Origin of the sequence: Spirosoma sordidisoli (assembly GCF_004138325.1) — a bacterium.
In the GTDB taxonomy this organism is placed as follows: Bacteria; Bacteroidota; Bacteroidia; order Cytophagales; family Spirosomataceae; genus Spirosoma; species Spirosoma sordidisoli.
Genome location: NZ_SBLB01000002.1, coordinates 524,504 through 550,832, shown reverse-complemented (window position 1 = coordinate 550,832; position 26,329 = coordinate 524,504). Strand labels below are relative to the sequence as shown.

The window sequence follows — 26,329 nt, the reverse complement described above, 5'->3', positions numbered from 1 at the left end:
ATGCGATTACTGACTCTGTCCAAACTTCCGCTGGCAGCCCTGCTCTTACTCAGTCAACTCAGTATGGCCCAACAACCTGGCACAGACGGGGTTGATATGGCCGACCAACTCCGGGCCGACGGCAAAATATGGGTTGTCGTAGCCGTTATTGCGGCTGTATTTGCCGGCATCATCGTGTACCTGATTCGGCTCGACCGGCAGGTGAGCCAGCTTGAAAAAGACGTCAGGGGAGCCGCCCTGAAAAAATCGGACGTTCCGCTGTCCTGAACAGGTACCCCAGATTATCCGTAGCCGTACAACACGAATTCACACAGTAGACCATGAAACTCTCTCACATTTTCGGTATTATAGTCATTGCGCTGGCCATCGGCATTATCGTTGCCACCGCCGGCGATGCCAGTTCATACGTTACCTTCAAGCAAGCCACTGAACTCGCTCAGGATGGCGACGACAAGCTGATTCACGTAGTCGGTAAAGTAAAGAAGAATGAGCAGGGAAAGATTGTCGATATGCTGTACGATCCGGCCATTGACCCCAACCACTTCGAGTTCACGCTGGTCGACAACGATAACCAGGCTCAGAAAGTAGTCTATAACAGTCCTAAACCACAGGACTTCGATCGCTCAGAGCAGATCGTGGTGATTGGCGCCATGCAGGGCAATCATTTTCAGTGTAACAAGATTTTACTCAAGTGCCCCTCCAAATACCAGGACGGTAAACTGGAGACCACCGAACACGAAGCCACAGCCAAATTATAATGTAAGCGCAGGCTTGACTGAGAAAAGCTGTTCTCAGCCAAGCCTGCGCCATTCGCCCATTATCCATGATACATACCACAGTCGGACAACTTGGCCATTTTTTTGTTATCCTGTCGTTCGTAACGGCACTGGTAGCAACGGTGGCTTATTTCATATCGGCGCTGGGCCGTCGTGCGGTGGCACAGCCCGTCGTTGTTGAAGAACCCCAGCTAGCCTATGCGGGCGGTGCCTCGTTTGGTGGCAAAACCAGCCGACGAGCCGTATCGAACAAGGCCACCGCAAGCCCGGAAGCCGCCCCACGCGACGACTGGCGGAGACTGGCCCGGTGGGCGTTTTACATCCATGGCCTGGCCGTAACGGGAGTGGGCGTTTGTCTGTACTGGATTATCAACAATCACTATTTCGAGTACCATTACGCCTGGAGTCACTCGTCGCGGGCGCTGCCCCTCCAGTACGTGATCTCCTGTTTCTGGGAAGGTCAGGAAGGGTCGTTCCTGCTCTGGCTGTTTTGGAATGCCCTGCTGGGGGCTATGCTGATCCGAACCAGCGGCAAAACCTGGGAAGCGCCGGTGATGACCATCTTCGCGCTGGTACAGGCGTTCCTGGCTTCGATGATCCTCGGCGTTGTTTTTGGCGATACGTTTAAAATCGGTTCATCGCCCTTTCTGCTGCTGAGCGAGGCTATGCCCGACGCGCCGATTTTTACGGCCGACCCCACCTTTGTACCCAAAGACGGTAACGGCCTGAATCCCCTGCTTCAGAACTACTGGATGGTGATTCACCCGCCGACCCTCTTCCTTGGCTTTGCTTTTACGCTGATTCCTTTTGCCTACTGCATTGCGGGCTTGTGGCGTAACGAACCCTACAACTGGATTCGGCCCGCTCAGCCCTGGACGCTGCTGGGAGCGGGTATCCTGGGTATTGGCATCATGATGGGTGGCTACTGGGCCTACGAAACCCTGAACTTCGGTGGCTACTGGAACTGGGACCCCGTCGAAAACGCCGTCTATGTACCCTGGCTGGTGATGGTAGCGGCCCTGCACGCCATGCTGATCGCCAAGCGCTCCTCGACCGGACTCAAGACAGCTATCATTCTCTCGATAACGACCTTTCTGCTCATCCTGTATTCTACGTTCCTGACCCGGAGCGGTATACTGGGCAATGCGTCGGTGCACTCGTTTACGGATCTGGGCCTGTCGGGGCAACTGCTGCTGTATCTGATGGCGTTCGTAGTGTTAGCTATCGTACTGGCGGTGGTGAAGTGGAAACACATCCCGAGCGACGAGAAAGAAGCCTCGGTGTATACCAAAGAATTCTGGCTCTTCATCGGCGCTACGGTGCTTTGCCTGTCGGCCTTTCAGGTGATCGCGACCACGTCGATTCCTGTTTATAACAAGATTATGGAGTCGTTCGGTAAAGTATCGAACCTGGCCCTGCCTGCCGATCAGATTGCGCACTACAACAAATTCCAGGTCTGGTTTTTCGTCGTGATTGCGCTGCTGACGGGGGTTGGTCAATACCTCTGGTGGCGTAAAGTAGAAAATAAGAAATGGGATGCGCTGATGACCCCTGCTATCCTGACGCTGCTCATCAGCGCTGGCCTGATCGCGTTTGGCTCGATCAAGAATCCGGTGTATATGGCGCTGCTGGTAGCCTCGGTCTTTGCCCTGATGACCAATGGTACCGTATTGCTGGGTGTAATCCGGGGCAATTACCGGCTGTCGGGTGGTGCCATAGCGCACATCGGTATGGCGCTTATGCTGATCGGGATTCTGTACTCGGCTGGCTTCTCAAAGGTGATTTCGCTGAACACCTCGGGGCTGCTGATCTCGAAACAGGATGTGTTCACTAAGAACGATAACAAAGAAAACAAGGAAAATACGCTGCTCTGGCTCAATCAGCCCGAGCGCATGGGTCCCTACCAGCTAACCTACCGCGGCCAGTACATCGAGGCCCGCGACGTGCCCGGCTATATCCCGCGCCGGGATGTGACGGTCATCGAAGGCGACTTCCGGGGTATTGCCCAGCGCGACATCGAGCAGAACGGGAAAGTGTATTACAAGCGGGGTGACACGCTGGCCCTCTACCCCGAGAACACGTATTACCAGGTTGAATACCGGGAGCCAAACGGCAAGGTATTCAGCCTGTACCCGCGCGCGCAGGTGAACGAACGGATGGGACTGCTGGCCTCGCCGGACACCCGCCACGAAGCCGACCGCGATATCTACACCTACGTAAACTCGGTACCGGACCCAACGGCCGACAACAAGTGGGAGAAAACAGAAACCTACAGCGTAGCGATCAAAGACACGTTCTTTCTGAATGACTACGTGGCTATACTGGACGACGTTGTCCGGACGACCGACGTAGAAGGAATGGATATCGGTCCCAACGACGCGGCTGTACGGGCACGGGTGCGGGTGCTGAGCAAAAACGGAGAGCAGATCCTGAGCCCCGCATTCATTATCAAAGATCGCATGGTTGGCCGTCGGGCCGAAACCAGCGACGAGCTGGGCGTACGGATTCAGCTGAACGAGATCGATCCGCGGACGGGTAAGTTTACCTTCGCCGTCAATCGCACCCAGCGCGATTATATTGTGATGAAAGCCTTCGAAAAACCGCTGATCAACGTACTCTGGATCGGTACGCTGGTCGTGGTACTAGGTTTCCTGATCTCTACGGTTCGGCGTTACCGGGAGGCTGGCAAAATGCAGCGTAAGGTGGCCTGATATGAAGCTTAAACTCTCTGAGATTCTTATTTTAGCAGCCGGAGCCGGCTTCCTCATTATCTGGATTGCCGAGTACATGCGCACCTCGTTTGCCGAAAGCTACTGGTTGCTGATGCTCTTTCTGGGCTGTCTGCTTGCCTTTCAGTTTACCAAGAACCGCCGGCTCGACCGGGAGAAAGCGGTCTCCCCTACCATCAAACAGATGGTAGAAACCCGAAAAAAGAAGAAGAAATAGCCTTCTGTTTGTTGTGTTTGGGCGCCCCTGCCCAACCTATTACGACGCACAGAGAACAGATTACTATGGAATCGTACGCACTGCTTTTTGGCGCCTTGCTGGCGCTTGTGCTGGCTGGCTTTTTTTCGGCCGTCGAAATGGCCTATGTATCCGTAAACCGGCTCTACTTCGAGCTGCACAGCAAGCAGGGACCACTCGGCGAGAAACTGGTATCGGGCTTTCTTAAAAATCCTATTCTTTTCGTCGGCACCACCCTGACGGGTAACACGCTGTTTCTGGTGCTCTACGCAGTACTAGGGGTTACGTTTCTGAATCCCCTGCTGATGGCGTTGCTTCCCGACGCCTACGACAATGCGTTTCTGCTCATTGCGCTCGAAACGCTGCTGCTGACGATCGTCTTTTTACCCCTTGCCGATTACCTGCCCAAGAGCCTGGCCCTCATTCATCCGGACCGCTTTCTGGAGTGGCTGGCGGTGCCGCTCTGGATCATCTATCAGGCAATCGCGCCGGTTGTTCGCGTGCTGGTCGGCCTGGCGCGTTTCTTTATCCGGTACGTCTTCCGCAAACGGAATCCCGAAATTCGCCCGGTCTTCGGACTGACGGACCTGAACCATTATCTGCAACAGCTGAACCAGAAAGCGGATACCCCCGAAGATGTGGAAGTCGACACCCGGATCTTCAACAACGCCATTGAATTTCGGGACGTGCGCGTTCGCGACTGCCTCGTGCCCCGAACCGAGATCACCGCTGTGGCAGTCGATGACTCGGTCGATGATCTCCGGCAGGCGTTTCAGGAAAGTGGCCACTCCAAAATTGTAGTTTATCGCGATACTATCGACGATGTAATTGGCTACTGCCATGCGCTGGCGCTGTTCCGTAAGCCAGCTACGGTCGAAGAAATTATTACCCCGATCATTACCGTACCAGAAACCATGCCGGCTCAGGATCTGCTGTTGCGGTTTTTGTCGGAGCGGAAAAGCCTGGCGCTGGTCGTTGATGAATTTGGTGGCACAGCCGGTATCGTCAGTGTAGAAGATATGGTGGAGCAGATCTTCGGCGAGATCCAGGATGAATATGATACCAACGAAGACTGGACAGAACGGCAACTCGACGAAACCACCTGGCTGCTGAGTGCCCGCCATGAGATTGACGACCTGAACGAGAAGTACGGCTGGTCCATTCCGGAAGGCGATTACGACACCCTCGGCGGCCTGATTCTGGCCACTAACGAGGACTTGCCCCACGTTGGCGATGTCATCCGGTACGCGCCCTTTTCCTTCACCATTATCTCGATGGACGGCACCCGGATCGATACGGTAAAAGTGCAGTTGAACGACGAGTAAGGCCGTCACCCCTGGGGCGATGGCGGCTGTTGCTGCTGAGGCAGATAAATCCGGAACGTGGCTCCTTCGCCCGGCTTGCCAAGCGCCGTGATGGCCCCCCGGTGGTTTTCGACTACCCGCTTGCAGATGGCTAAGCCGACGCCCGTACCCTCATACGACTGTCGGGCATGCAGTCGCTGGAACACCTGAAAAATACGGTCGGCATATCGCTCCTCGAAACCGATGCCGTTATCGCTGAAGCTGATCTCATAGTAAGTCACCTCCGGATCGAGGCCCTCCGGTAGCTGCGGCCCCGAAACGGTTTGATGGTTCATGTGCACTACCAGCTGCCGATCGGCCGACCTGAATTTCAACGCGTTGGTCAACAGGTTGTCGAACAGCTGCCGAAGCTGCGAGCGGTCACCCCATACCGTAGGGAGGCTGTCTATCTGCAAACGGGCATTGTGCCGGACCAGCTGCTGCTGTAACTCCTGCCCGAGATCAGCCATCACCTCAGTCAGCGACACTGGCTGAAATACTTCCCGGTGGGTGCTGATGCGGGAATAGGCCAGCACGTCTTTGATCAGGATCGACATCCGACGGGCCGCCGACTGCATCCGGCCAATCATTTCATGACCTTCTTCGGTCAGGGCCTCGCCAAATTTAAGCTGAAGCATATCGCTGAAAGCCAGAATTTTACGCAAAGGCTCCTGCAGATCGTGACTGGCCACGTGGGCAAACTGCCGGAGGTTGTCGTTGGCATGACGCAGGTCGCGATTTGTCTGCTCCATTTTTTGCAGATTCCCTTTACTACCGGTAATATCGACCAGCGTCAGCACGATACCATCTCCCCACTTGCGGGCCGAAAGTTCATACCAGCCCTGCCAGCCACCCGCCCTAAACTCCTGCTCGAACTGTACGCCTTCGCCCGACATGACCACCTCAACAAATCGGTCGAAGAGACCCATCTGCCGCATATCAGGGAAAAACTCCAGCATCGTATGCCCAAGAATGTCTTCGTCCGACCGGTTCGTGTTCCGGCGGTTGGCTTCGTTATGCGCCACGTACCGAAAATCGATAACCGCCCCGCTCATAACGTCCCGAACCGCGCTGAAGGCAATGATCGCGTTCGATGAACTGTCGAGCACCGAACGCAGCAGATCGGTCTGCTGCTGCGTAGCCAGTTCGGCTTTCTTCAGGGCTGTAACGTCGACAAAGGTGGCAATGACTCCGTCGTTAAAAGGGCGGATGCGGATGTTGTACCAGCCGGTATAGGGCCCGACCGTTATGGGGACGCCGTTGATTTTAGCGGGTTCACCCGTTTGGGCGACCCGGATATGCCAGCCCAGTACGCCGTTGGTACGCGCTTCGGGCCAGGCTACTGAATACCGCTGCCCGATCAGGTCTCCGCGACGACGCTGGGTAATTCGTTCCGCGTCTGGATTGAGGTGAGTAAACCGGAAATCAATAACCTGGCCGCACTCATTCCGAACCGACTGCATGACGGCAATCCCGGTTTGGGTGTGGTCCAGAATGGCCTGCAACAGTTCGGTTTCCTGTTGCCGGGCCTGTTCGGCCTCTTTGAGCGCCGTGATGTCAGACCAGGAGCCCAGCACGCCATCATCGAAACGGGCCAGCGATTGAGCCATCCAGATATCGGGACCCGCAAAATGATGAATAACATAGGCCGGCAATCCGGTGTCAACAACCTGCCTGTAAGTGTCGAAAATACCACTCCGAAAGCAATCGGGGTCGAGGGTAACCATGGATACCGAAAGCATCGTGGCCCGCGGAATGCCGGTCATTACAGACGCCCGGTCGTTACATCTGATAACCTGAAAGTCGGTGATCAAGCCAGCCTGGTTCCGAATGGCCTGACACAGCACGATAGCGTCGAGCGACGTCTCCATCACGCGTTCCAGTAGCGGATCGGGTGGTAGGTTGGGGGCCACGTTCGTCATAGCTGATTGAAGAGAGGAAGGCAAAAGAGCCGCTTAAGGTAACAAGATAGTCTGATGGCTACCCTGTTTTTGGAAGTACTAATTCATCAGTTACAAATAATTTTATTTATCGGCCAGGCCGTCGAAAAAATGAAAGAAGAACACAGGTCATTTCTTACTTTTGACCGAGTTATTTTTCTGCAATCCTGTGACAACAACAACCATTTCTCAAACCGTTGCCCGTCAGTTACTCACCGTACAGGCCGTTCGGTTGCAGCCCGATGCCCCGTTTCGATGGAGTTCGGGCTGGTTATCACCTATTTACTGCGACAATCGGGTTACCCTGGCGTATCCCGAAGTTCGAACCTACCTCAAGCAGGCCCTGGCCGAGGCCATCCGTCAGCACTTCCCCACCGCTGAAGTCATTGCGGGTGTGGCCACGGCGGGCATCCCACAGGGCGCCCTGGTAGCCGATGCGCTCGACCTTCCCTATTGCTACGTTCGGCCCGAACCTAAAGCCCACGGGATGGGAAAACAGATCGAAGGACGGCTGGAGGCCGGTCAGCGGGTCGTTGTCATCGAAGATTTGATCTCTACCGGAGGCAGCTCACTCAAGGTGGTTGATGCCCTCCGGGCAAACGGGGCCGACGTGCTGGGGATGGCAGCCATCTTTACCTACGGATTTCCCGTAGCCGATCAGAACTTCCAGGATCGGAACGTGTCGTTGGTGTGCCTGAGTACCTACGATGCGCTTCTTGCCGAAGCCCAGGCGATGAACTACATCACAGCCGATGCCATGACCTCCCTGGCAGCCTGGCGCCAAAATCCGGCCGAGTGGGGCCTGTAAGCTATGGCAACGATCACCGCCCGCATTGAGCGAACCCCCTACGAGACGCACCTGTCGACCGGGTCGCAGGTTATTATTGTTGATGAGCCTGCCGATGTGGGCGGGCAAGACCGGGGTATGCGGCCGGGCGAACTACTGGCCGGTTCGCTGGCCTCCTGCACCGTCATTACGCTACGGATGTATGCGGATCGGAAAGGCTGGCCCCTCGATACCATCGTGGCTCACATGACCTATACCTTCGACCCCGAAACGAGCCGTTCGTTATTTGCCACAAAACTGGTCTTAACCGGTAACCTGGATGACAGCCAGCGGGCCCGGCTTCTGGAAATGGCAGACCGCTGCCCCATTCACCGAACCCTCGACAACCCGGTCGATTTTGACACCACTCTGGTCGAGCCCTAGCCTACGATAGGAATGAGGTACGGGGCAACAGCGTTTCCGGCAAACTGTTTATATTTGACAACCCCTTCTGGTTGCTACCATGAACGACGCGCCCGACATTACCAAGACCTACACCAACGGCGATATTACCATCGTCTGGAAGCCGAGTGTTTGTATTCACTCGAAGCTGTGCTGGACCCAGTTGATCGAGGTTTTTAACCCACGCGCCCGCCCCTGGGTAACGATGGACGGAGCCCCTACAGCCCGTATTGCCGAACAGGTAGACCGGTGCCCGTCAAAGGCGCTTAGCTACTTCAGAAACGAGGAGGCCATCCAGCCTGACCAGATCCAGGCCGAAAGCGTTGTAGAACCACTCCCGAATGGCCCCTTACTGGTGTACGGTAATCTGCGCGTCAAAGATGCCAGCGGACACGAAACCCAGAAGAATAAAGTGACCGCCTTCTGCCGCTGTGGTGCCAGCAGCAACAAACCGTACTGCGACGGTTCGCACGTTAAGGCCGGTTTCGTCGGGTAATCAGACAGGTAGTAACGACAAAGTAAATGCCGGGATTTGCCTGCCGGTTAGCAGAGCATAGCCCGGTCCCCTAAGGACCCAAACCAACGAATACGTGCAGCTTATTGATCAACTTATAGGCCAGACATCGCAGATTGCTTACTTCTCGGGAGCCAGCAATTATACCTGGCTTCAACTACGTAACGGCGACCGGCAGCTGCTGGCCAAGCCGTTGACCTACTTTGAGCAACGGCTACCGGGCTTCGTGCGTATCCACAAAACGGCCCTGATCAATCCGATGTACGTAAGTCAGGTATTTCCGCCCCTGCGCGCCAAGATGGCGGGTGCGGTACTGATGGAAGACGGCATTAAACTACCCGTAAGCCGCCGACGGTGGGAACAGGTTTTGCTGGAACTCCATCCGATCCGGTCTTCAACAGCCGCGGCCGATGAAACCAAGGGACAGATAGAGACAAACGCGACCACACCGGCTGTTTCTGCCGCCTGTATGGTGCTGGCGATTACGTCTGCCGATGGCCTGTCGGTTATTCGTCAGTGTATGGACGGTCTGGGGCTGACCTGTGCGCTCCACCATCTGGAACGTGGCGCAGAACTGGCATCGGCCCTGCAGCTGGCCCCGCCCGATGAGCAACCCACGCTGATTATCCTCGATGCCCGAGCCAACAAAGCTGACCGGGTGCTCACGCTAAGCGGCCTGAAGCGACATAAGCGCCTGCGGGCCATACCCGTCATCTGGCTGGCCGCCCGCGATGCCGATACAACCCAGGCTTACGAGCTGGACGCCAACTCGGTGATTGTTGTCTCCGACGACGACGCTTCGTTTACCCGGGCCATCGAGCAGGTGTGCCAGTACTGGCTCATGATCGTACAGCTCCCGCCGTCGGTTGCCGTCCTGAGCCAGTAGCGCCTGAGTGAAAAAAGGTACCAGGATTTTGGTTAGAGAAGGGATATCTCGGTTCTGGGCAGCGTAGCCGTCTCCCACCAGAACAGGCGTAACTGATTAAAATAACGGGACCACTCTTCAGCGGTGGCCGGCTTGATCAGATACGACGCACACCCCCGCTGGTAGGCTTCCGCCACATCGGCCGGACTGTTTGAGTGACTCAGCAGAACAACCGGAACTTTTGCCATACCAGCAGGCATGGATTTGATCTTGTCCAGGAGCCGCCAGCCGCTCTGCCGCTCTGGCATGTATAAATCGAGCAGGATTAGCTTGGGCAACTCCCACTCCGCTTCGCAGCATTGCTCCAGGTATTGTATGGCTTCGGCTTCGCTGGCCGCTAACGTGGCTTTCACCTGGGGTAGACATTGCCCGACAACCCGGTTGATAATCATCCCATGGTCCGGGTTATCTTCTATAATCAATAGCTTCGCGTTCTTATAATTCTTTTGTACAATAGTATCTCCAGGCTGACGTGTGCCCATACGTTTCTGTAGGATGGTTTGTTTACAAATATAAAGTCTATAGTTTATATCTATATTATAAATCAGCGTTTAACTATCGAACAACTCCCTTATAAACAAAGTCCCGGCGACCTCACGATTGAAGCCGCCGGGACGCGTTTAGGGTTAAAAAAGAAAATTCTTCAGCCGGCATGGTCGCCACCAGGGCGCCATGTACCCGCTTAGTTGCCTGTCTCATCCCTTCGTCAGTGGCATGTAAACTTATTTTACCATTAGTATAGTGGTAAGTACACCTGATTAATGAGGCAACGGCCCTCCTGACGTAGACACACTGGCTTTTTGGTCAGCCAATCTCAAAAAGATCCATTGTCGATCAGGGGCGTTTGGAAGCTCTCTGCCTGTTCGACCTGCTGGAGCGACTCCATGAAAAAAGCGCCTGACAGCAATTTGCCAGACGCTTTTCATCCAGGTTTACCCGGTTAAGCTACGGCTTCGTAGAGTTCTTCACGCTGCTGCTTTACGCGGGCATCGGAGATGTACTCGTCGTAGGTCATTAGCTTGTCGAGGATACCCGCCGGGGTTATTTCAATGATCCGGTTGGCGACCGTCTGCGCGAACTGGTGGTCGTGGCTGGTAAACAGAACCGGGCCTTTGAAGTCGATCAGCCCGTTGTTCAACGACTCGATCGATTCGAGGTCGAGGTGGTTGGTGGGTTCGTCCAGCATGAGTACGTTGGCGCCGGAGAGCATCATCTTCGACAGCATACAGCGTACTTTCTCGCCCCCGCTCAAAACCGTGGCTTTCTTGAGCGACTCCTCGCCGGAGAAGAGCATCCGGCCCAGGAACCCACGGATAAAGCTCTCGTCTTTCTCGACCGAGTACTGCCGCAGCCAGTCGACCAGGTTCAGGTCGGTCTGGAAGAATTTATCTTTCTCGGCGTCGGTCGGGAAATACGACATGGTAATCGTAACGCCCCACCGGAACGTACCCGAATCGGCTTTGCGTTCGCCGGCCAGAATATCCATCAGGGCCGATACGGCCAGTCCGTCGCGGCTAAAGAGGAACAGTTTATCCTGCCGGTTTACCGTAAACGACATATTTTCGAACAGCTTCTGGCCGTCCTCCGCCGTATAGGTCAGGTTCTCGACGGTCAGGATCTGATCACCGGGTTCGCGCTCGGGTTTGAAGTTAACGTAGGGATATTTTCGCGACGATGGCTGAATATCTTCGATCGTAAGTTTCTCGAGCAGTTTGGCCCGGCTGGTAGCCTGCTTCGATTTCGACGCGTTGGCCGAGAACCGCCGGATAAACTCTTCCAGTTCTTTCCGTTTGTCTTCGGTCTTCTTGTTCTGGTCCTGACGCTGCCGCAGTGCAAGCTGGCTCGATTCGTACCAGAACGAGTAGTTCCCCGCAAAAAGCTTCACCTTGGCAAAATCAACGTCTACGATCTGAGTGCATACCTGATCCAGGAAGTGGCGGTCGTGCGAGACAACGATGACTGTGTTGTTGAAGTTGGCCAGGAAGTTCTCCAGCCACAGGCTCGACTCGACATCAAGGTTGTTGGTCGGCTCGTCGAGGAGCAGAATATCGGGGTTACCGAATAGCGCCTGGGCCAGCAGCACCCGCACTTTTTCGGAGCCGTTCAGGTCGCTCATCTGCGCGTAATGCTGATCTTCTTTGATGCCCAGTCCCGACAACAGCGCAGCCGCATCGGATTCGGCATCCCAGCCGTTCATCTCAGCAAATTCGGACTCCAGTTCAGCCGCCCGTTCCCCATCGGCGTCGGTAAAATCGGTCTTGGCGTACAGGGCATCTTTTTCCTGCGAAATATCATACAGGCGCTTATTACCCATGATGACCGTTTGCAGGACCGGATACTCATCGTAGGCCGACTGGTTCTGATTCAGCACCGACATCCGCTCGCCGGGCGAGATACTGACATTGCCGGTTTGTGGTTCGATTTCGCCGGATAAAATTTTAAGGAACGTCGACTTCCCGGCCCCGTTGGCGCCAATGACACCGTAACAGTTGCCCGAAGTAAATTTTATGTTGACGTCGTCGAACAGGACCCGCTTCCCGTAGCGGAGTGAGACGTTTTGTACCGTGATCATGAGGTTGATTCGTGCTTGAAATACCGGGCAAAGATACGAAATTCTGGCGGGAAACGGGCGTCTCCCTCAGGCGAGCTGACCAATGGGACTTGTCGCTTCCCGGAATCCGGCCCGGGCCGGCAGCAGCTTACTAAGTAGGGCCCCAACGGTTTGGGCAATTGGTGCGCCGGTAGTAGACTTGCGCAACTTTTGATTAGTCTGATTATGCTGCATCCGTCTACGCTCATGTTTCTGAGCGATCTGAAAGAAAACAATAACAAACCCTGGCTCGATGCCAACCGGGCAACCTACGAAGCCGCCAAAGGCGATTTTATCCAGCTCGTGACGGCACTCATCGACGGCCTCAGCCCGATTGATCCCGCTATTGCCGAATCCGGCTTACAGGCCAAAAACTGCCTATTCAGAATCAACCGCGACATTCGGTTTTCGCCCAACAAGTCGCCCTACAAAACCAACTTCGGCGCCTGGCTGAACCCCGGTGGTAAAAAATCGGAGTCGGCAGGCTATTACCTGAACGTGCAGCCGGGCGGCAGCTTCGTGGCGGGTGGACTGTATATGCCCGATCCGGCCGCGCTATCCGCTGTTCGTCAGGAAATCGACTACAGCCTCGACGAATTTGAGGGACTGCTTAACCAGCCTGCATTTGCCCGGCATTTCAAGGGCCTCGACCGCAGCGATGCGCTGCAACGCCCGCCCAAAGGCTACACCGCCGACAACCCGGCGGTCGAGTACCTGAAGCTGAAGAGTTTCACCGTTTCGCACCCCTTATCCGATACCGACCTGACCAAACCGACACTCACGAAGCGGGTTCTGGATGCGTTTGCTGCCCTGCAGCCACTCGTGCATTACCTGAACCGCGCCGTTTCCTGAACATCGGCGTCTATTTAGGCAGGGCCGTTTTGTAAAAGTCGGCGACGTGGCGGGTCATATCGATCAGCGCCGGCCGGTCGATGTACATCATATGGCCCGCTTCGTAATACGACATGGTTACATTGCTCTTCAGCGCGGGGTCGAGCATCATGTGGCTGAAGGTATACTCGGTAGCGAAATAAGGCGTTGCCATGTCGTAATAACCGTTGCAGACATGAACCTTCAGGTAGGGGTTCTTGGTCATGGCATTCCGTAGCGTTTCGGCGGTGTTCAGAAACTGGTTCTGCACGTTACTGTAGTTCCAGGGCCGTACGCGCCCGGTCAGGATCTCATAGGGCAGGTCGTTTTTGACGTTCAGTACCCGATGCAGGTGGTCGTTGACGGCCGTGGTAAACGGGCCGTAGATGGTGGCGTTGTAACTGGGGTCAAACTCGGTAGACTCACCCGCGCGGTCATAGTCGGAGGCCGTAAACCGACCGTCGAGCCGCCCTACGGTACGGCCCTGTTTGCGGAGCAGTTCTTTGGTGAATCGACTATCGCGGATGCGTAGGTTGCTGCCCAGCAGGTAATCTACCGAAAGGCCGGTAAACTTGTTTAGCTGCGCAGCTATGGTCTGCCGCTCGGCCGGCGTCAGCTTATCCCCTTTCATCAGCGCCAGGGTGTAATCGCCGGCTGCGTAGGCTTCAACCTCCTTCAGGAGGGTTTTCAGCTCTTTATAGGCCGGCACCTGCTTGTGGTACCAGGCCATGGCGGCATAGGTCGGCAGAAACAGGCTGTAGGGTAATTCGTTGCCGCCGATGGCAAATTGAATGGTCGTGAAGTCGAGTACGGCCGAGATCAGCACGATCCCGTTCAGGAACAGGCCGTGCCGATCCTGCAGGTACCCCGACAGGCCAGCCGACCGGGTAGTACCGTAGCTCTCGCCGGCCAGAAACTTGGGCGATCCCCAGCGATCGTAACGGGTAGTATACAACCGGATAAAATCACCAACAGACTGCAGATCTTCTACGTAGCCCGTAAACTCTTTTTTATCGACCCCCTCGGCCGGGCGACTATAGCCGGTCATGACGGGGTCAATAAAGACAAGATCCGTAAACGCCAGCCAGGTAAACTCGTTATCGGACACCGTGTAGGGCGGGGCCAGCATGGTGCCATCATCGCCCATCAGAATCCGTTTGGGGCCGAGCGCGCCCATATGCAGCCAGACCGAGGCCGAACCCGGTCCACCGTTGTACGTATACGTAATGGGACGACTGCCCGGGTTCGTCACGCCATCCCGGGTATAAGCAACAAAGAAAATGTTAGCCCGGATTTTACCGCTCTCGTCGCGTTGCGGCAGGTAGCCGGCCGTAGCTGTGTAGTTAATCTTCTGCACCACTCCACCCGCACCGGTTAGGGTGATGCTATGTTTGGTAACGGATAATTCCGGGTCTGGGAAAGAACTGGTTCGGGTAGCCAGGGTAACCGACGGATCGGCCTTTTGGGCGATGCCTGTATAGACGAGAAGTAAGCAGAGGGAGAGCGTCAGTAGACTTATTTTCATTTGTTTCGGTGGTAAGAAACAAATGTAGCAAAAGCCCCTTTACAGCGCCAGATGAGCCGATTGGACCGACTCGCCATAGAAGACAGTAGCCTGCCGGTCGAAATCAGCGGTCGAGTCGGTCGTCAGGAAGGTGCGCTGCCCGCCCCGGCTGCACTGGGCTTCCAATTCCGGATGCCGCTGCAGGTAATTGACCAGGCTGTCGGCTACGATATGGCCCTGGCTCAGTACGGTCATGCCGGGCGGCACAAACTGGCGAATTTTTTCGAGAAGCAGTGGGTAATGCGTGCAGGCCAGCAGCAGCGTATCGATCCGGGACGAATGCGCCATCACCCGGTCAATATGCTGCTTCACGAAATAGTCGGCCCCTGGGCTGTTGTACTCGCCGTTTTCGACCAGCGGCACCCACATGGGACAGGCTTCCTGAAAGACGCGTAATTCTGGGAAAAACTTTTCGATCTCGACCACGTACGACTCGGAGGTTACCGTTCCGCGGGTAGCCAATATTCCGACCTCTCCGGTTTGCGAATACGTGCCGATCACTTCGGTGGTCGGTCGAATCACACCCAATACCCGCCGGTCAGGCGCCAGCCGGGGCAGGTCGAGTTGCTGAATGTTTCGCAGTGCTTTGGCCGATGCGGTATTACAGGCCAGGATCACGAGCCGGCACCCCCGGTCGAACAGGTGCCGCACACACTCGAGGGTATATTGATAAACGGTGTCGAAGGAGCGGGTACCGTAGGGTGTCCGGGCGTTATCGCCCAGATAGACATAGTCGTACTGGGGTAACGTCCGGACAATTTCCCGCAAGACGGTCAGGCCACCGTAGCCCGAGTCAAATACACCAATGGGTTGATTCATTAACACGCTAACAACTATCGCTTCGGGCCTACAGCATCGTAGATAACCACCTTCTCCCAGAGCGATGCGTAGTTGTTGCGGAACTCGTCGTGGATGGGGTGCTTCTGGTACGCTTCTTCGTCGGCGGGGCTGTCGAAAAAGCACAGCCACGAATAGGTGTAGGTCCGCTCAATCACGGCGCGGTTAGTAGCCGCCGGGGTACCGATATGCACCATTTTAATGGTTGGACACTTGGCCAGCTTGTTCAGCCCTTCCAGTAGTTTGGCCTTATCGGCTTCGCTACCGGGGTTTTTCAGGTAGAACATAACGTGGTGTATAAACAACTCTTTGGGAGCCGATACCTCGGGCAGGCTGACACCCAGACCGGCTGCTACCCCCCCTTTAACAAATGCTCTGCGCGATTGATGACTCATATACTTTTTGGTTACTGGTTTTGGTACAGATGCCGGGAAGGGGTGTTGACAAACGATGCCAGCGCCCGGCTGGGGAATAAGCATCGAGCTTCGGCCCCTGCGCCGAAGCTCGATTTCGGTTTACGCCAGCAACGCTTTGCCCTGTGCCAGAGCCGCATCCAGACCCGATGCGTCTGACCCACCCGCCGTAGCAAAGAATGGCTGGCCGCCCCCGCCCCCTCGGATGTTTTTAGCCAGCTCTTTTACCACCTGACCGGCATTCAGATTTCTTCCCTGAATGAGCGAATCGGGTAGCATGACGGCCAGTTGGGGCTTTCCGTTGATGTCGGCCCCCAATACCAGCGCCAGATTGTCGACTTTCGCTTTTAGGTCATAGGCGAGTTGCTTCAGCGCGTCGGCCGAGGGCACGTCAACACGTTCTACCAGCCGCGCATGGCCAGCTCCGTCGCTGCCGGTAAGGTTTTCAATTTTATCGAGCAGCTGGTTCTTCAGCTGTTGAACTTTTTCATTCTGCAGCGCTTCGACCTGCTTTTGCAATGCCGCCCGCTCATCGAGCAGCGCCTGTACCGCCTTTACGACATCTTTCGGGGCTTTGAGCAGTTCTTTCAACTCGCTGACAACCCCCATCTGTTCGTTGACAAGTTCTTCGGCGCCAACCGACGTCTTAGCCTCTACGCGCCGAATGCCCGTCGATACAGAGCCTTCGCCGGTAAATTTAAATAAACCAATATGCCCGGTAGCCGGTACGTGCGTACCTCCGCAGAGCTCGACCGAGTAGTTGGGATCGAACGTGATAACCCGCACGAAGTCACCGTATTTCTCGCCGAACAGGGCAGTGGCGCCCATATTTTTCGCCTGATCGATGGGTACGTTACGCTTTTCGTCGAGTTGGATGTCCTCTCTGATTTTCTCGTTCACGATCCGCTCCACGTCGGCCAGTTGCTCGTCGGTAACCTTGCTGAAGTGGGAGAAGTCGAATCGAAGGGCATCCGGGCCTACGTACGACCCTTTCTGAGCCACATGCGTACCCAGCACATCGCGCAGAGCCGCATGGAGCAGGTGAGTAGCCGAGTGGTTGCTGGAGGTCAGCATCCGGCGATCAGCGTTCACGATGGCCCGAACGGAGACTGCCGACTCCAGCGTTTCGTCAAGATCAGCCTCGTTAGCAATCAGGATAGACAGATCGTTTTCCTTCTTTGTGTCAATTATCTGTATGGTTTTCTGCGCATCGCCCTGACTCACAACCAGCATACCAGTGTCCCCGATCTGACCGCCTGATTCAGCATAGAAAGGCGTTTGTCCCAATACTATCTGATACTGCGTTCCCTGCTTGTTCTGTACCTTACGATATTTGACAATGAACGTTTCGATCTCTGTCTGATCGTAGCCTACAAACTCAGTCCGATCGACATCATTTAGTTCAATCCAGTCGCCGGCTGAGGAGGTAGCGTCCTTGCGCGAACGGGCTTTCTGTTCCTGTAGGGCTTTCTGGAAACCCGCTTCATCGATGCTAAGCCCTTTTTCGCGGGCAATCAGCGCCGTCAGGTCGGCCGGGAAACCGAAGGTATCGTTCAGTTCGAAGACCGTTTCGCCGGGTATCTCCGACTTTCCTTCGCTCGCTAACTGACCAATGATCTGGTCCAGACGCCCCAGTCCGGTTCCGAGCGTTCGCAGGAACGCTATTTCTTCTTCGCGAATGACGGTAGCCACAAAATCGCGCTGGGCGTTCAATTCAGGGAACACATCGGCAAACTGCATGGCCAGCGTCGGTACGAGTTTGGTCATGAACGGCTCGGTCAGATTCAGGTATGAGTAGCCGTACCGAATGGCCCGGCGCAGAATCCGCCGAATGACGTAGCCCGCTTTGGCGTTGCTCGGTACCAGCCCGTCGGCAATGGCGAACGACACGGCCCGGATGTGGTCGGCAATGACGCGCATCGCTACGTCAGCCATGCCTTTGCCGGCCTCGTATTTCCGGCCCGACAGTTCTTCGATCACCTGAATGGTGCCCGAGAAAACATCGGTATCGTAGTTCGATTGTTTGCCCTGAATGGCCATGCACAGGCGTTCGAAGCCCATACCCGTATCGACATGGCGGGCGGGCAGTTCTTCCAGCGAGCCGTCGGCTTTGCGGTTGAACTGCATAAATACGTTGTTCCAGATTTCGACCACCTGCGGATGGTCGGCGTTTACCAGTTCTTTACCCGGCGTAGCTGCCACCTCGTCGGGGGAGCGCAGGTCGATGTGAATCTCCGAACAGGGACCGCATGGCCCCGTATCACCCATTTCCCAGAAGTTATCTTTTTTATTACCCAGAATGATCCGCGACTCGTCCGGTTCGCCGTCGCGACCGAGGATTTCTCTCCAGATGTCCCACGACTCCTGATCGAAGGGTACGTTATCCCGCTCATCTCCTTTGAAAACCGACACGTAGATCCGGTCTTTGGGAAGTTTGTACACTTCGGTCAGCAGTTCCCACGACCAGGCCAGTGCTTCTTTCTTGAAATAATCGCCAAACGACCAGTTACCGAGCATCTCGAACATGGTGTGGTGATAGGTATCGAAACCAACGTCTTCGAGGTCGTTGTGCTTCCCGGACACCCGCAGGCACTTCTGCGTATCGGCCACGCGGGGCGACGGTGGCGTGCCATTGCCGAGAAAGAAATCCTTGAACTGCGCCATCCCGGAGTTATTGAACATCAGCGTAGGGTCGTTCTTGGCGACCAGCGGGGCTGAGGGCACAATCAGGTGTTGTTTGGAGCGGAAGAAGTCGAGAAAATGTCGACGTATTTCGTGGGAAGTCATAATAGAATCAATCAGTTGCCCGCTCAATCATTTATTTCGGGCTCAACCAGGGCTACCGGTCGATCCACCAGGCGGGGCGTCGGCAAATTTACACGAAAACTTGCGTTTTTCGGGTCTGCGTGGCAGGTTTGTCAGATGGAAAGCGAGGGCAAACTGTATTACGGCATCAAGGAAGTAGCCGAGTTATTCGGGATCAACGCGTCGAAGTTACGGTTCTATGAAAAGGAGTTCCCCATGCTCCAGCCCCGAAAAAATCGCTCCGGCGATCGGGTTTATACGCAGGCTGACCTCGACCTGCTCCGCGACATTCTGGACCTGACGCAGGCTAAAGGCTACACCCTGGCCGGTGCCCGCGAATTCCTGAAAAGTCGGGATGTCAACCGCCAGCAGAATGCCCGCTACATCGCCAAACTCCGTGAGATCAAATCCTTCCTGGAGAAAATCCGCGACGACCTGAACACGCCGGTCGACAATGCTATCGATGATTCGCCGGTTTGAAAATCAGGGTCGTACGACCCCGGTACACCGGTTTAAAAACCGGTGCTAGTCATGTTTACCCGCCTTGTAAAATCCCGCTCGGTACGACCCATGAATAGCGTAGGCCTTCAGGCCGGTGCATTGAATTGACCGGCACCCGGTACACCGGTTTAAAAACCGGTGCTAGTCATGTTTACCCGCCTTGTAGAATCCCGCTCGGTACGACCCATGACTAGCACTGGCCTTTAGGCCGGTGCATTGAATTGACCGGCACCTGATACACCGGTTTAAAAACCGGTGCTAGTCATGTTTACCCGCCTTGTAGAATCCAGCTCGGTACGACTCATGACTAGCACTGGCCTTCAGGCCGGTGCACCAAATTACAGCGCGTTCAGAAAAGCGATTAGAGCCTTCTTTTCGCCGGGCGTCAGATTCAGTTTGTCATTTAGTAACGTCTGGTTGTCGACACGAAGGCCCAGGCCGTTGCCTCCGCCTTTGTTATAAAAATCGATAACCTGATCGAGCGTTTGATACACGCCATTGTGCATGTAGGGAGCGGTTTGGGCTACGTTGCGAACGGTCGGCGTTTTGAACGCGTGTTTCTGAAGGGTAATCCCGGTGGTCCGAAATTTACCCAGATCCGGATCAAGCTGGTTATTGTCGGCTGTAGCGGGTGTACCCAGCACCTCACTTTCGGTTTTCTGATAAGCGGGCGGCACCGTGCCGTTGAATAAGGGGTAAAAGTGGCAGGTGGCACATTTTGCTTTACCCATGAACAGATTGAAGCCATGCTTCTCTTCAGCCGATAGCGCAGCCTGCTTTTCGTTCCGTAACGCCCTATCTACCCGCGAGTTCAGGCTGGTCAGCGACCGGACATAACTCGCAATGGCGTTCTTCAGATTTTGTTCGGTCACCCCGTCGCGGTAGGTCTTGCTAAATGTAGTCTGATACACTTGGCTGGCCCGGAGTGCCTTTACCGCGTCGGGTAGTGAGCCGTGCATCTCATCGGCGTTTTCGATCACGTCGCTGGCCTGGTCTTCGAGGAAGGTTACCCTCGAATCGGCAAACTGAGCGGCCTGTAAAGCCGCGTTTACCAATGTGGGCGCATTACGGGCAATACGCCGACCACCGAAACCGACGGCCAGACTTTTCGGCTCGCCATCCGTAAACGCTTTATCGGGTTGGTGGCAGGTGGCACAGCTGCGGTTGGCATCACCCGACAGAATGGGGTCGTAAAACAGCATTTTCCCCAGCGCAATCCGGCTGGGCGTGGCCCGATCGTCACGACTGTTCACAAAATAGTTTGGGTCGAAGGCGTCCCGATCATTGAGCGTCCGGGCCGAAGCGGACAGGAGACGACTTTCCTGAAACACTGGAATGCCAAGGGCCTGTTGCGCGTCGAGCAGTAAGCCACTCAGCACATTGGCGTGTTGGGTGATGTAGCCAAACCGGTCGAAGTCGGTAAAACTCTGCTCTTTTTGTAAAGCGCCGATGGCACCGGCAAAGGCCCCGTCGAGCCGCTCGGCCAGGTCGGGTTGCTGGTCAGCCAGGTCGTAGAAGCGGAGGTGTTGGTGTAAACTTTGCAACGAGGCTACAGCTTCCGGCAGCGAATGATTGGCAACGGGCGAGTCGAACCCGGTGATGCCGAGCGAAACGAGCCGAAATACTTCGAGCCGTATGGCATCAAAGACGTGACTGTCGGTCATCTCGTTATCCGTGGCGACCCGGGTCAACCGCCCCACATTGGCCTGTAACAGCGCCAGCTGCCCGCGCAATTCGCCCCGGTTGGCCGGGTCGTAAGGAAATACTAGTTCTTCGATTACCTGAAAGCCCTCCGGCTTGATTTCCCGCTGTAACCCATCATCTTCTTCCACCTCGGGCAAGGCAGGCCCATTCAGGCTTTTGGCCGTTTCGGGATTGTACAGCTCGACCAGAAACTCAACCTGTTTGTAAGCCAGACGAGCGGAATCAAATGCAGCCTGAATCCGGATCTCCGACCACTGCGCATCAACGGCTCGATTCAGGTGCCGCACGGCTGAGTCAAGCTGCGCAATATCATGCAGGTATTTACTCTTAACCTGTTGTAGTGGCGTTTGCCGGGACGTCCATACCCTATACAGGCTCAAAAACGCCAGACAGGCAATCAGGACAATACCTATCCGGAATGCGTATCGGGGCTGTTGACGCGCTACTGTCGACGTAGTTTGTTGGGTAACCATTTTTACAAACGGCAAAATCAGCTTTATGAGAAGTAAAAAGCCTGACCAACCCGGGGTTGGTCAGGCACGTACTATACGTCTGTCGATCTAGCGGGGCAGCCCTTTTACGACGATAAGCTGACTGGCCTGGTTTTCGTCGGGTCGTTTGGTTCCCCCGTCAACAGCCTTGTACTTATCCCCTCGCCAGGTGTGCGGCTGAACGGCAATGATGAAGGTATCGGCAAATCCGACCTGATCCGATACGTCGATCATTGCACCATACTCCCAGGCGCCGAACCGCGATGCACCCCCTACATTGTATTTTGCGGCATCGGAAGCCGTCCGGCGGTGATCCAGTTCGATAACCGGCTTAAACTCGTTCGTTTTCAGGTTCAGCTGGTAGATGTACGAATCGTGGGTTTCGTCGCCATAGCTATTCGGGTCTTCCTGGGTGTAGAGGTAATTCTCCGTCACTACGATATTATCCACATTCTGAAACGTTTTGGCATTACCCGCGCGGTCGTCGCCATCCAGCACTACTTCGAGTGTTGCTTTGAGTGGATCGGCGGCATCCATCGTCAGGCGGTATACCCGACCGTATTTTGAGCGCGCATAATCGGCGTTGGGTCCCGACGTAGCCTGGCCTGTAACGTTGAAATACACTTCGCGGCCCGTGCTTTTCTTGCGGTAGTCGATGTCTTCGACCCGCCCAAATTTGATGGCCTTGAGGTCGTTTACTTTGGCGTTGATCTGCGCGCCCGTCAGGGTTTTGTGGTTGTCGATCCTGACGAACTCAACCGGGAACCTGGCCCCCACTTTCATATCCATTTCGCGCTGGTTGCCGTCGGTGCGCTTCAGCATGTAGAGCGAGCCGTTATCCAGGTCTCCCACGGTATTGGAGAGATACAGGGCCAGCTGTCCCCCGTTCACGTCCGAATCGTCGTCGCCGATCAGGATGGCTGTTTTACCGGCATAGGCCTGCTTGGGCAGCGGCACTGCGTTCTCGGCACTCCAGCGGCCCAGCCCGGCGATTTCTTTAGATACGCTCGCGGTTCCTACGTCGCCAAAGGGGTTCACCCCGTGCGTGCGCGACTCCTGGCCACTTTCGCCACAGGTCAGATACAAGGGCCCAAATCCGTGTTCTTCGGCCGTGGCCATCGTGGCCGAACAAAGGCGCCATACGCCCCCGTCGGAGTTCAGGATATATTCTCCCTTGACCGGCTTAAAGGTTTTGTCGAGGGTAATGCGCGATACGGCGAAGTTGTCTTCGTGGTTTACGAGCAGCGTAAAGGTGCCGTCCGCATTTTTCAGCATGCCTGCTCCATCGGCCGAACCCCCAAAAACAAAGTTAGGTGACTGATCCAGCTTATCATCGCTGCCAACGAGCGAAAAAATCTCTACGTTGTTGACGCCCGGCATAGCTTTGGCCAGAGCAGGCGTAACGGATTGGTTTTTCAGTACTACCTCGTTAGCTGACTGTGTGCTTGGGTTTTCTTCATTACTGCAGGCCACAGCCACGAACAATGAAAGCAGCACAGTAGAGGATAGTAAAAGTCTGTTAGAAAGCATTGGCTAGTGTTTTTTGTACAGGAAACTGTTCACAAAAATACTCCCGCGATTTTTCCGAACAGTGCTTCGGTAATTATCTCACCGCTACCTTTTTACTAACCAATTTAATACATAGTTTACATACCATTCTTTGACAAGCTACTTCTGTTGGGTTTACGCCTGAAAAGCAGTAAGCTTGCAGAGGCTGCTCGCCAGCCCTCTCATTTCCGTAACTTCTTTGCTTTATCCAAACGTGTCTACCGACGCTCATTCTCAAGTTGCCCTCACCCTCGTTCCGGGCCTGGGCAGTATTCTGATTCGACAACTGATCAGCTACTGCGGATCGGCCCCGGAGGTCTTCCGGTCGCCCCTGGCCCGCCTGCTGAAAGTACCCGGCATTGGCGACATAACCGCCCGGGCCATTCGTACTTCCGACGCGCTGACGGCTGCCGAGCGGGTACTGAAACGACTCGAAACCCTCGGCGCTACGCCCCTTTTCTACACCGACAAAGCCTACCCGGCCCGACTGAAAACCTTCTACGATGCCCCGGCCCTGTTGTACTGGCAGGGCGCTGGTGACCCGAACGCCCCCCGCACGATTGGGCTGGTTGGCACCCGGCAGGCCACTGACTATGGCCGGCGAATCACTACCGATATAATCGATGCACTAGCGCCCTACAATGTCACCGTCATCAGCGGCCTCGCCTATGGCATCGACATTGCCGCCCACCGGGCCAGCCTGACCAACGGACTGCCAACCATAGGCGTCATGGCCAGCGGACTAGACGTGGTTTACCCATCGGTCCATCGGCGAACAGCGCAGGAGATGCTGGCCCAGGGCGGCCTGTTGACCGAGAGTATTCCGGGTACCAAACCCGACGCCCATCTGTTTCCGGCCCGCAACCGGATCATTGCCGGTCTGAGCGATGCTATTGTTGTGGTAGAAGCAGCCGCCAAAGGGGGCGCCCTCATTACGGCCGAGTACGCCAACAACTACCACCGCGACGTTTTTGCGGTGCCGGGCCAGCTGAACCAGACCTTTTCGGCGGGTTGTAACAAACTCATCCGGGAAAACAAAGCGCAGATTTATACCAGCCCGGCGGATCTGATCGAAGCCCTCAACTGGGATCAGCCAGTGGGTCAGCATCCGCGCGGCAATGCAGCCCCGGCCCTGCCCGTAGACGTAACCGATGAAGAAAGTCAAGTCCTGGCCCTGTTGCGGCAATCGACCGACCTGCACATCGACGAGCTGAGCTGGCAGTCGCAGATTCCGATGGGCCGGCTGGCCTCGCTTCTGCTCAATCTGGAGTTTCGGGGGTTTGTTCGATCCCTACCGGGTAAGAAGTATTCGGTAGTGTATGTGTAGGCATTTCGTCTTTCAGCCCCACGCCCGATAGCTGCCGCGTTTTCATTTCGGTCAGCAGGTACGCAAGTTTCTGGGCGGCAGGCTCGTACGGCAACCCTTCGGGTCGGATGTTGGACACGCAATTGCGCGACTCGTCGGTCAGACCCGGGCGGGGTTTGTAGGTGAGGTAAGCGCCCAGACTATCGGGCGATGACAGGCCCGGCCGTTCGCCAATCAGGACCAGTACCATACTAGCCCCCAGCGCGTGTGCAATCTCGTCGCCGATAGCTACTCGCCCCTGCTGCACCAGACAGATCGGCGCCACCGACCAGTTCAGGCTGCGTATCAACCGAAGCAAGGCCGACACAACGGGTACCGCATGTGTATTGACCGCCGTAGCCGACAAGCCGTCGACGATGACGATAGCCAGTTCGATGCCGTTCGCTCCTTCGTTGTCGCTGGCTAAACGGGTCAGGTTGGCGACCGATGTTTCGTGCAGTCTGCGACCCAGATCTGGCCGTTTCAGATACATGGCGCGATCAGCGGCCTGACTCTGGAACGAGTAGGCTTCGGCACCCAGCGCCCGAATGTCGCTCAGCAGTTGCTCTTCATCGAGTACCGAATAAACGGCATCGCGGGCCCGGGCGTGGTCAAGTTGAAAATCCAGCAGCGCCCGGGTAGGCAGACTGTTGCCTACCCGCCCCTGTGCAATGCGCGCTCGGGTATGTGCCTGTAGAAAAGACCACGGATCTGCGTTCATACAGGCAACCTACGAAAACAACAGCTGGTACACAAGCGGTGCGACAGGCGACCGGGTACAGGCCTGTAGTCACTGTTGGTCCATTCTCGATCTATTCGCTTGCTCACAGCCGGCGTACCCCGGTCCAGTGCGTACGGCAATTTTCGGCTGGGCTACATACACGGAAACACCGTTCGGCCTATATTGCCCGTCAATGCCGCCGAACCAAGGCGGAGCAAAACCCCGCTGGCGTTTACAGCCGGCGCCTGACAACACCTCAACACGTTTCCGAATGACTAGTCTCACACGCCTTTCTCTGTTCTTTTTACTACTCGGCACACTGTCTGCTACCGCCCAGTCGGCCAAACGCTCGGGCAATCCGGTATTTCCGGGCTGGTATGCGGATCCGGAAGGAGCCATTTTTGGCAATCGGTACTGGATCTACCCTACGTACTCTGACAAGTATGAGAAGCAGGTTCATTTTGATGCCTTCTCATCGCCCGATCTCGTCACCTGGACCAAGCACCCGCGTATTCTCGACTCGTCGGCGGTGAAGTGGGCCAAAAAAGCGATGTGGGCGCCCGCTATCGTGCAGAAAGGGCGCCAGTATTTCCTCTTTTTCGGCGCTAACGATGTCCACCCCGGCGAAGTAGGAGGTATTGGGGTTGCCGTAGCCAACAACCCCGCCGGCCCTTTCCGCGATTACCTCGGGAAACCGCTGGTCGGTGAAGTTCATAACGGTGCCCAGCCCATCGATCAGTTTGTTTTCCGCGATACCGACGGTAAAGAGTATCTCATCTACGGCGGCTGGGGCCATTGCAACATTGCCCAGCTGACAGGCGATTATAAGGGGTTCATTCCCTTCGCCGACGGCACCACGTTCCGCGAGATTACCCCCAAAGATTACGTAGAAGGGCCAATCATGTTCGTACGAAACGGACGCTACTATTTTATGTGGTCGGAGGGCGGCTGGACGGGTCCCAACTATTCGGTAGCGTATGCGGTGGGGTCCTCTCCGTTCGGCCCATTCGAGCGCGTTGGCAAAGTGTTGCAGCAGGACCCGACCGTAGCGACCGGCGCTGGCCATCATTCGGTCATCAACGTACCCGGCACCGACGACTGGTACATCATCTACCACCGCCGTCCGCTTACCGAAACCGATGGCAACCACCGCGAAACCTGCATCGACAAACTGTATTTCGACGAGAAAGGCGCCATTAAACCGGTTCGGATCACCAAAGAAGGGGTTGAAGCCCGGCGTTTGTAGAACC

23 protein-coding genes are annotated in these 26,329 nt (G+C 55.7%); 13 read left to right on the top strand and 10 right to left on the bottom strand.

The window, feature by feature from the left end:
• From EQG79_RS10860 to EQG79_RS10840, 5 genes are all read left to right on the top strand, one after another.
• A complete protein-coding gene (locus EQG79_RS10860) occupies positions 1 to 267 on the top strand; it encodes a CcmD family protein (RefSeq protein ID WP_129601481.1) in 267 nt (88 codons plus the stop codon).
• A 53-nt stretch (positions 268 to 320) separates the two neighbouring features.
• Positions 321 to 758, top strand: a complete 438-nt coding sequence (locus EQG79_RS10855) for a cytochrome c maturation protein CcmE domain-containing protein (protein ID WP_077922819.1) — start codon at positions 321 to 323, stop codon at positions 756 to 758.
• 65 nt (positions 759 to 823) lie between these two features.
• Positions 824 to 3,487, top strand: coding sequence for a cytochrome c biogenesis protein CcsA (gene ccsA, locus EQG79_RS10850; RefSeq protein WP_077922818.1), 2,664 nt, complete (start codon positions 824 to 826; stop codon positions 3,485 to 3,487).
• 1 nt (position 3,488) lies between these two features.
• Complete coding sequence (locus EQG79_RS10845) at positions 3,489 to 3,722, top strand: hypothetical protein (protein ID WP_077922817.1); 234 nt, start codon at positions 3,489 to 3,491, stop codon at positions 3,720 to 3,722.
• Positions 3,723 to 3,787: 65 nt separating this feature from the next.
• A complete protein-coding gene (locus tag EQG79_RS10840) occupies positions 3,788 to 5,065 on the top strand; it encodes a hemolysin family protein (protein WP_077922816.1) in 1,278 nt (425 codons plus the stop codon).
• A gap of 5 nt (positions 5,066 to 5,070) precedes the next feature.
• Here EQG79_RS10840 and EQG79_RS10835 read toward each other — a convergent pair whose 3' ends face one another.
• Entirely contained in the window at positions 5,071 to 7,005 is a 1,935-nt protein-coding gene (locus EQG79_RS10835) for a PAS domain-containing sensor histidine kinase (RefSeq protein WP_077922815.1), read from the bottom strand.
• A 187-nt stretch (positions 7,006 to 7,192) separates the two neighbouring features.
• Here EQG79_RS10835 and pyrE point away from each other — a divergent pair, with 187 nt between their 5' ends.
• From pyrE to EQG79_RS10815, 4 genes are all read left to right on the top strand, one after another.
• On the top strand, positions 7,193 to 7,831 hold the full coding sequence (gene pyrE, locus EQG79_RS10830) for an orotate phosphoribosyltransferase (RefSeq protein ID WP_077922873.1): 639 nt from the start codon (positions 7,193 to 7,195) through the stop codon (positions 7,829 to 7,831).
• Between the two features lie 3 nt (positions 7,832 to 7,834).
• Complete coding sequence (locus tag EQG79_RS10825) at positions 7,835 to 8,233, top strand: OsmC family protein (RefSeq protein ID WP_129601480.1); 399 nt, start codon at positions 7,835 to 7,837, stop codon at positions 8,231 to 8,233.
• 79 nt (positions 8,234 to 8,312) lie between these two features.
• Positions 8,313 to 8,747, top strand: coding sequence for a (4Fe-4S)-binding protein (locus EQG79_RS10820; protein WP_077922813.1), 435 nt, complete (start codon positions 8,313 to 8,315; stop codon positions 8,745 to 8,747).
• A 94-nt stretch (positions 8,748 to 8,841) separates the two neighbouring features.
• Positions 8,842 to 9,651, top strand: a complete 810-nt coding sequence (locus EQG79_RS10815; protein ID WP_077922812.1) for a response regulator transcription factor — start codon at positions 8,842 to 8,844, stop codon at positions 9,649 to 9,651.
• 32 nt (positions 9,652 to 9,683) lie between these two features.
• On the opposite strand, the gene EQG79_RS10810 is transcribed toward EQG79_RS10815, so the two are convergent.
• Positions 9,684 to 10,172 carry a response regulator gene (locus EQG79_RS10810; protein WP_077922811.1) on the bottom strand — a complete coding sequence of 163 codons (489 nt, stop codon included), beginning with the start codon at positions 10,170 to 10,172 and terminating at the stop codon, positions 9,684 to 9,686.
• Between the two features lie 458 nt (positions 10,173 to 10,630).
• Positions 10,631 to 12,262, bottom strand: coding sequence for an ABC-F family ATP-binding cassette domain-containing protein (locus EQG79_RS10805; RefSeq protein ID WP_077922810.1), 1,632 nt, complete (start codon positions 12,260 to 12,262; stop codon positions 10,631 to 10,633).
• A gap of 189 nt (positions 12,263 to 12,451) precedes the next feature.
• Between EQG79_RS10805 and EQG79_RS10800 the strand changes: the two genes are divergently transcribed.
• Positions 12,452 to 13,132 carry a DUF2461 domain-containing protein gene (locus tag EQG79_RS10800; RefSeq protein ID WP_240699328.1) on the top strand — a complete coding sequence of 227 codons (681 nt, stop codon included), beginning with the start codon at positions 12,452 to 12,454 and terminating at the stop codon, positions 13,130 to 13,132.
• 10 nt (positions 13,133 to 13,142) lie between these two features.
• Here the strand turns inward: EQG79_RS10800 and EQG79_RS10795 are convergent, their stop codons facing one another.
• From EQG79_RS10795 to alaS, 4 genes are all read right to left on the bottom strand, one after another.
• Complete coding sequence (locus EQG79_RS10795) at positions 13,143 to 14,675, bottom strand: S10 family peptidase (RefSeq protein WP_129601478.1); 1,533 nt, start codon at positions 14,673 to 14,675, stop codon at positions 13,143 to 13,145.
• 39 nt (positions 14,676 to 14,714) lie between these two features.
• Entirely contained in the window at positions 14,715 to 15,533 is an 819-nt protein-coding gene (gene murI / locus EQG79_RS10790) for a glutamate racemase (RefSeq protein ID WP_077922807.1), read from the bottom strand.
• 14 nt (positions 15,534 to 15,547) lie between these two features.
• Entirely contained in the window at positions 15,548 to 15,946 is a 399-nt protein-coding gene (locus tag EQG79_RS10785) for a Dabb family protein (RefSeq protein WP_077922806.1), read from the bottom strand.
• Positions 15,947 to 16,066: 120 nt separating this feature from the next.
• Positions 16,067 to 18,751, bottom strand: a complete 2,685-nt coding sequence (gene alaS / locus EQG79_RS10780; RefSeq protein WP_129601477.1) for an alanine--tRNA ligase — start codon at positions 18,749 to 18,751, stop codon at positions 16,067 to 16,069.
• A 135-nt stretch (positions 18,752 to 18,886) separates the two neighbouring features.
• On the opposite strand from alaS, the gene EQG79_RS10775 reads away from it, so the two are divergent.
• A complete protein-coding gene (locus EQG79_RS10775; protein ID WP_077922805.1) occupies positions 18,887 to 19,249 on the top strand; it encodes a MerR family transcriptional regulator in 363 nt (120 codons plus the stop codon).
• Between the two features lie 359 nt (positions 19,250 to 19,608).
• Here EQG79_RS10775 and EQG79_RS10770 read toward each other — a convergent pair whose 3' ends face one another.
• Together EQG79_RS10770 and EQG79_RS10765 are read right to left on the bottom strand one after the other, a co-directional pair.
• The gene (locus EQG79_RS10770) at positions 19,609 to 21,447 is read right to left on the bottom strand and encodes a cytochrome c peroxidase (protein WP_129601476.1); all 1,839 of its coding nucleotides are present in this window, start codon (positions 21,445 to 21,447) and stop codon (positions 19,609 to 19,611) included.
• An 87-nt stretch (positions 21,448 to 21,534) separates the two neighbouring features.
• On the bottom strand, positions 21,535 to 22,962 hold the full coding sequence (locus EQG79_RS10765) for a hypothetical protein (protein ID WP_240699327.1): 1,428 nt from the start codon (positions 22,960 to 22,962) through the stop codon (positions 21,535 to 21,537).
• A gap of 265 nt (positions 22,963 to 23,227) precedes the next feature.
• Between EQG79_RS10765 and dprA the strand changes: the two genes are divergently transcribed.
• The gene (gene dprA / locus EQG79_RS10760; protein ID WP_129601585.1) at positions 23,228 to 24,340 is read left to right on the top strand and encodes a DNA-processing protein DprA; all 1,113 of its coding nucleotides are present in this window, start codon (positions 23,228 to 23,230) and stop codon (positions 24,338 to 24,340) included.
• On the opposite strand, the gene eutC is transcribed toward dprA, so the two are convergent.
• The gene (eutC, locus tag EQG79_RS10755) at positions 24,273 to 25,079 is read right to left on the bottom strand and encodes an ethanolamine ammonia-lyase subunit EutC (protein ID WP_129601474.1); all 807 of its coding nucleotides are present in this window, start codon (positions 25,077 to 25,079) and stop codon (positions 24,273 to 24,275) included. The two genes, dprA and eutC, sit on opposite strands and share 68 nt — an antisense overlap.
• Before the next feature lie 271 nt (positions 25,080 to 25,350).
• Between eutC and EQG79_RS10750 the strand changes: the two genes are divergently transcribed.
• Complete coding sequence (locus tag EQG79_RS10750; protein WP_077922800.1) at positions 25,351 to 26,325, top strand: glycoside hydrolase family 43 protein; 975 nt, start codon at positions 25,351 to 25,353, stop codon at positions 26,323 to 26,325.
• Positions 26,326 to 26,329: the final 4 nt, after the last annotated feature.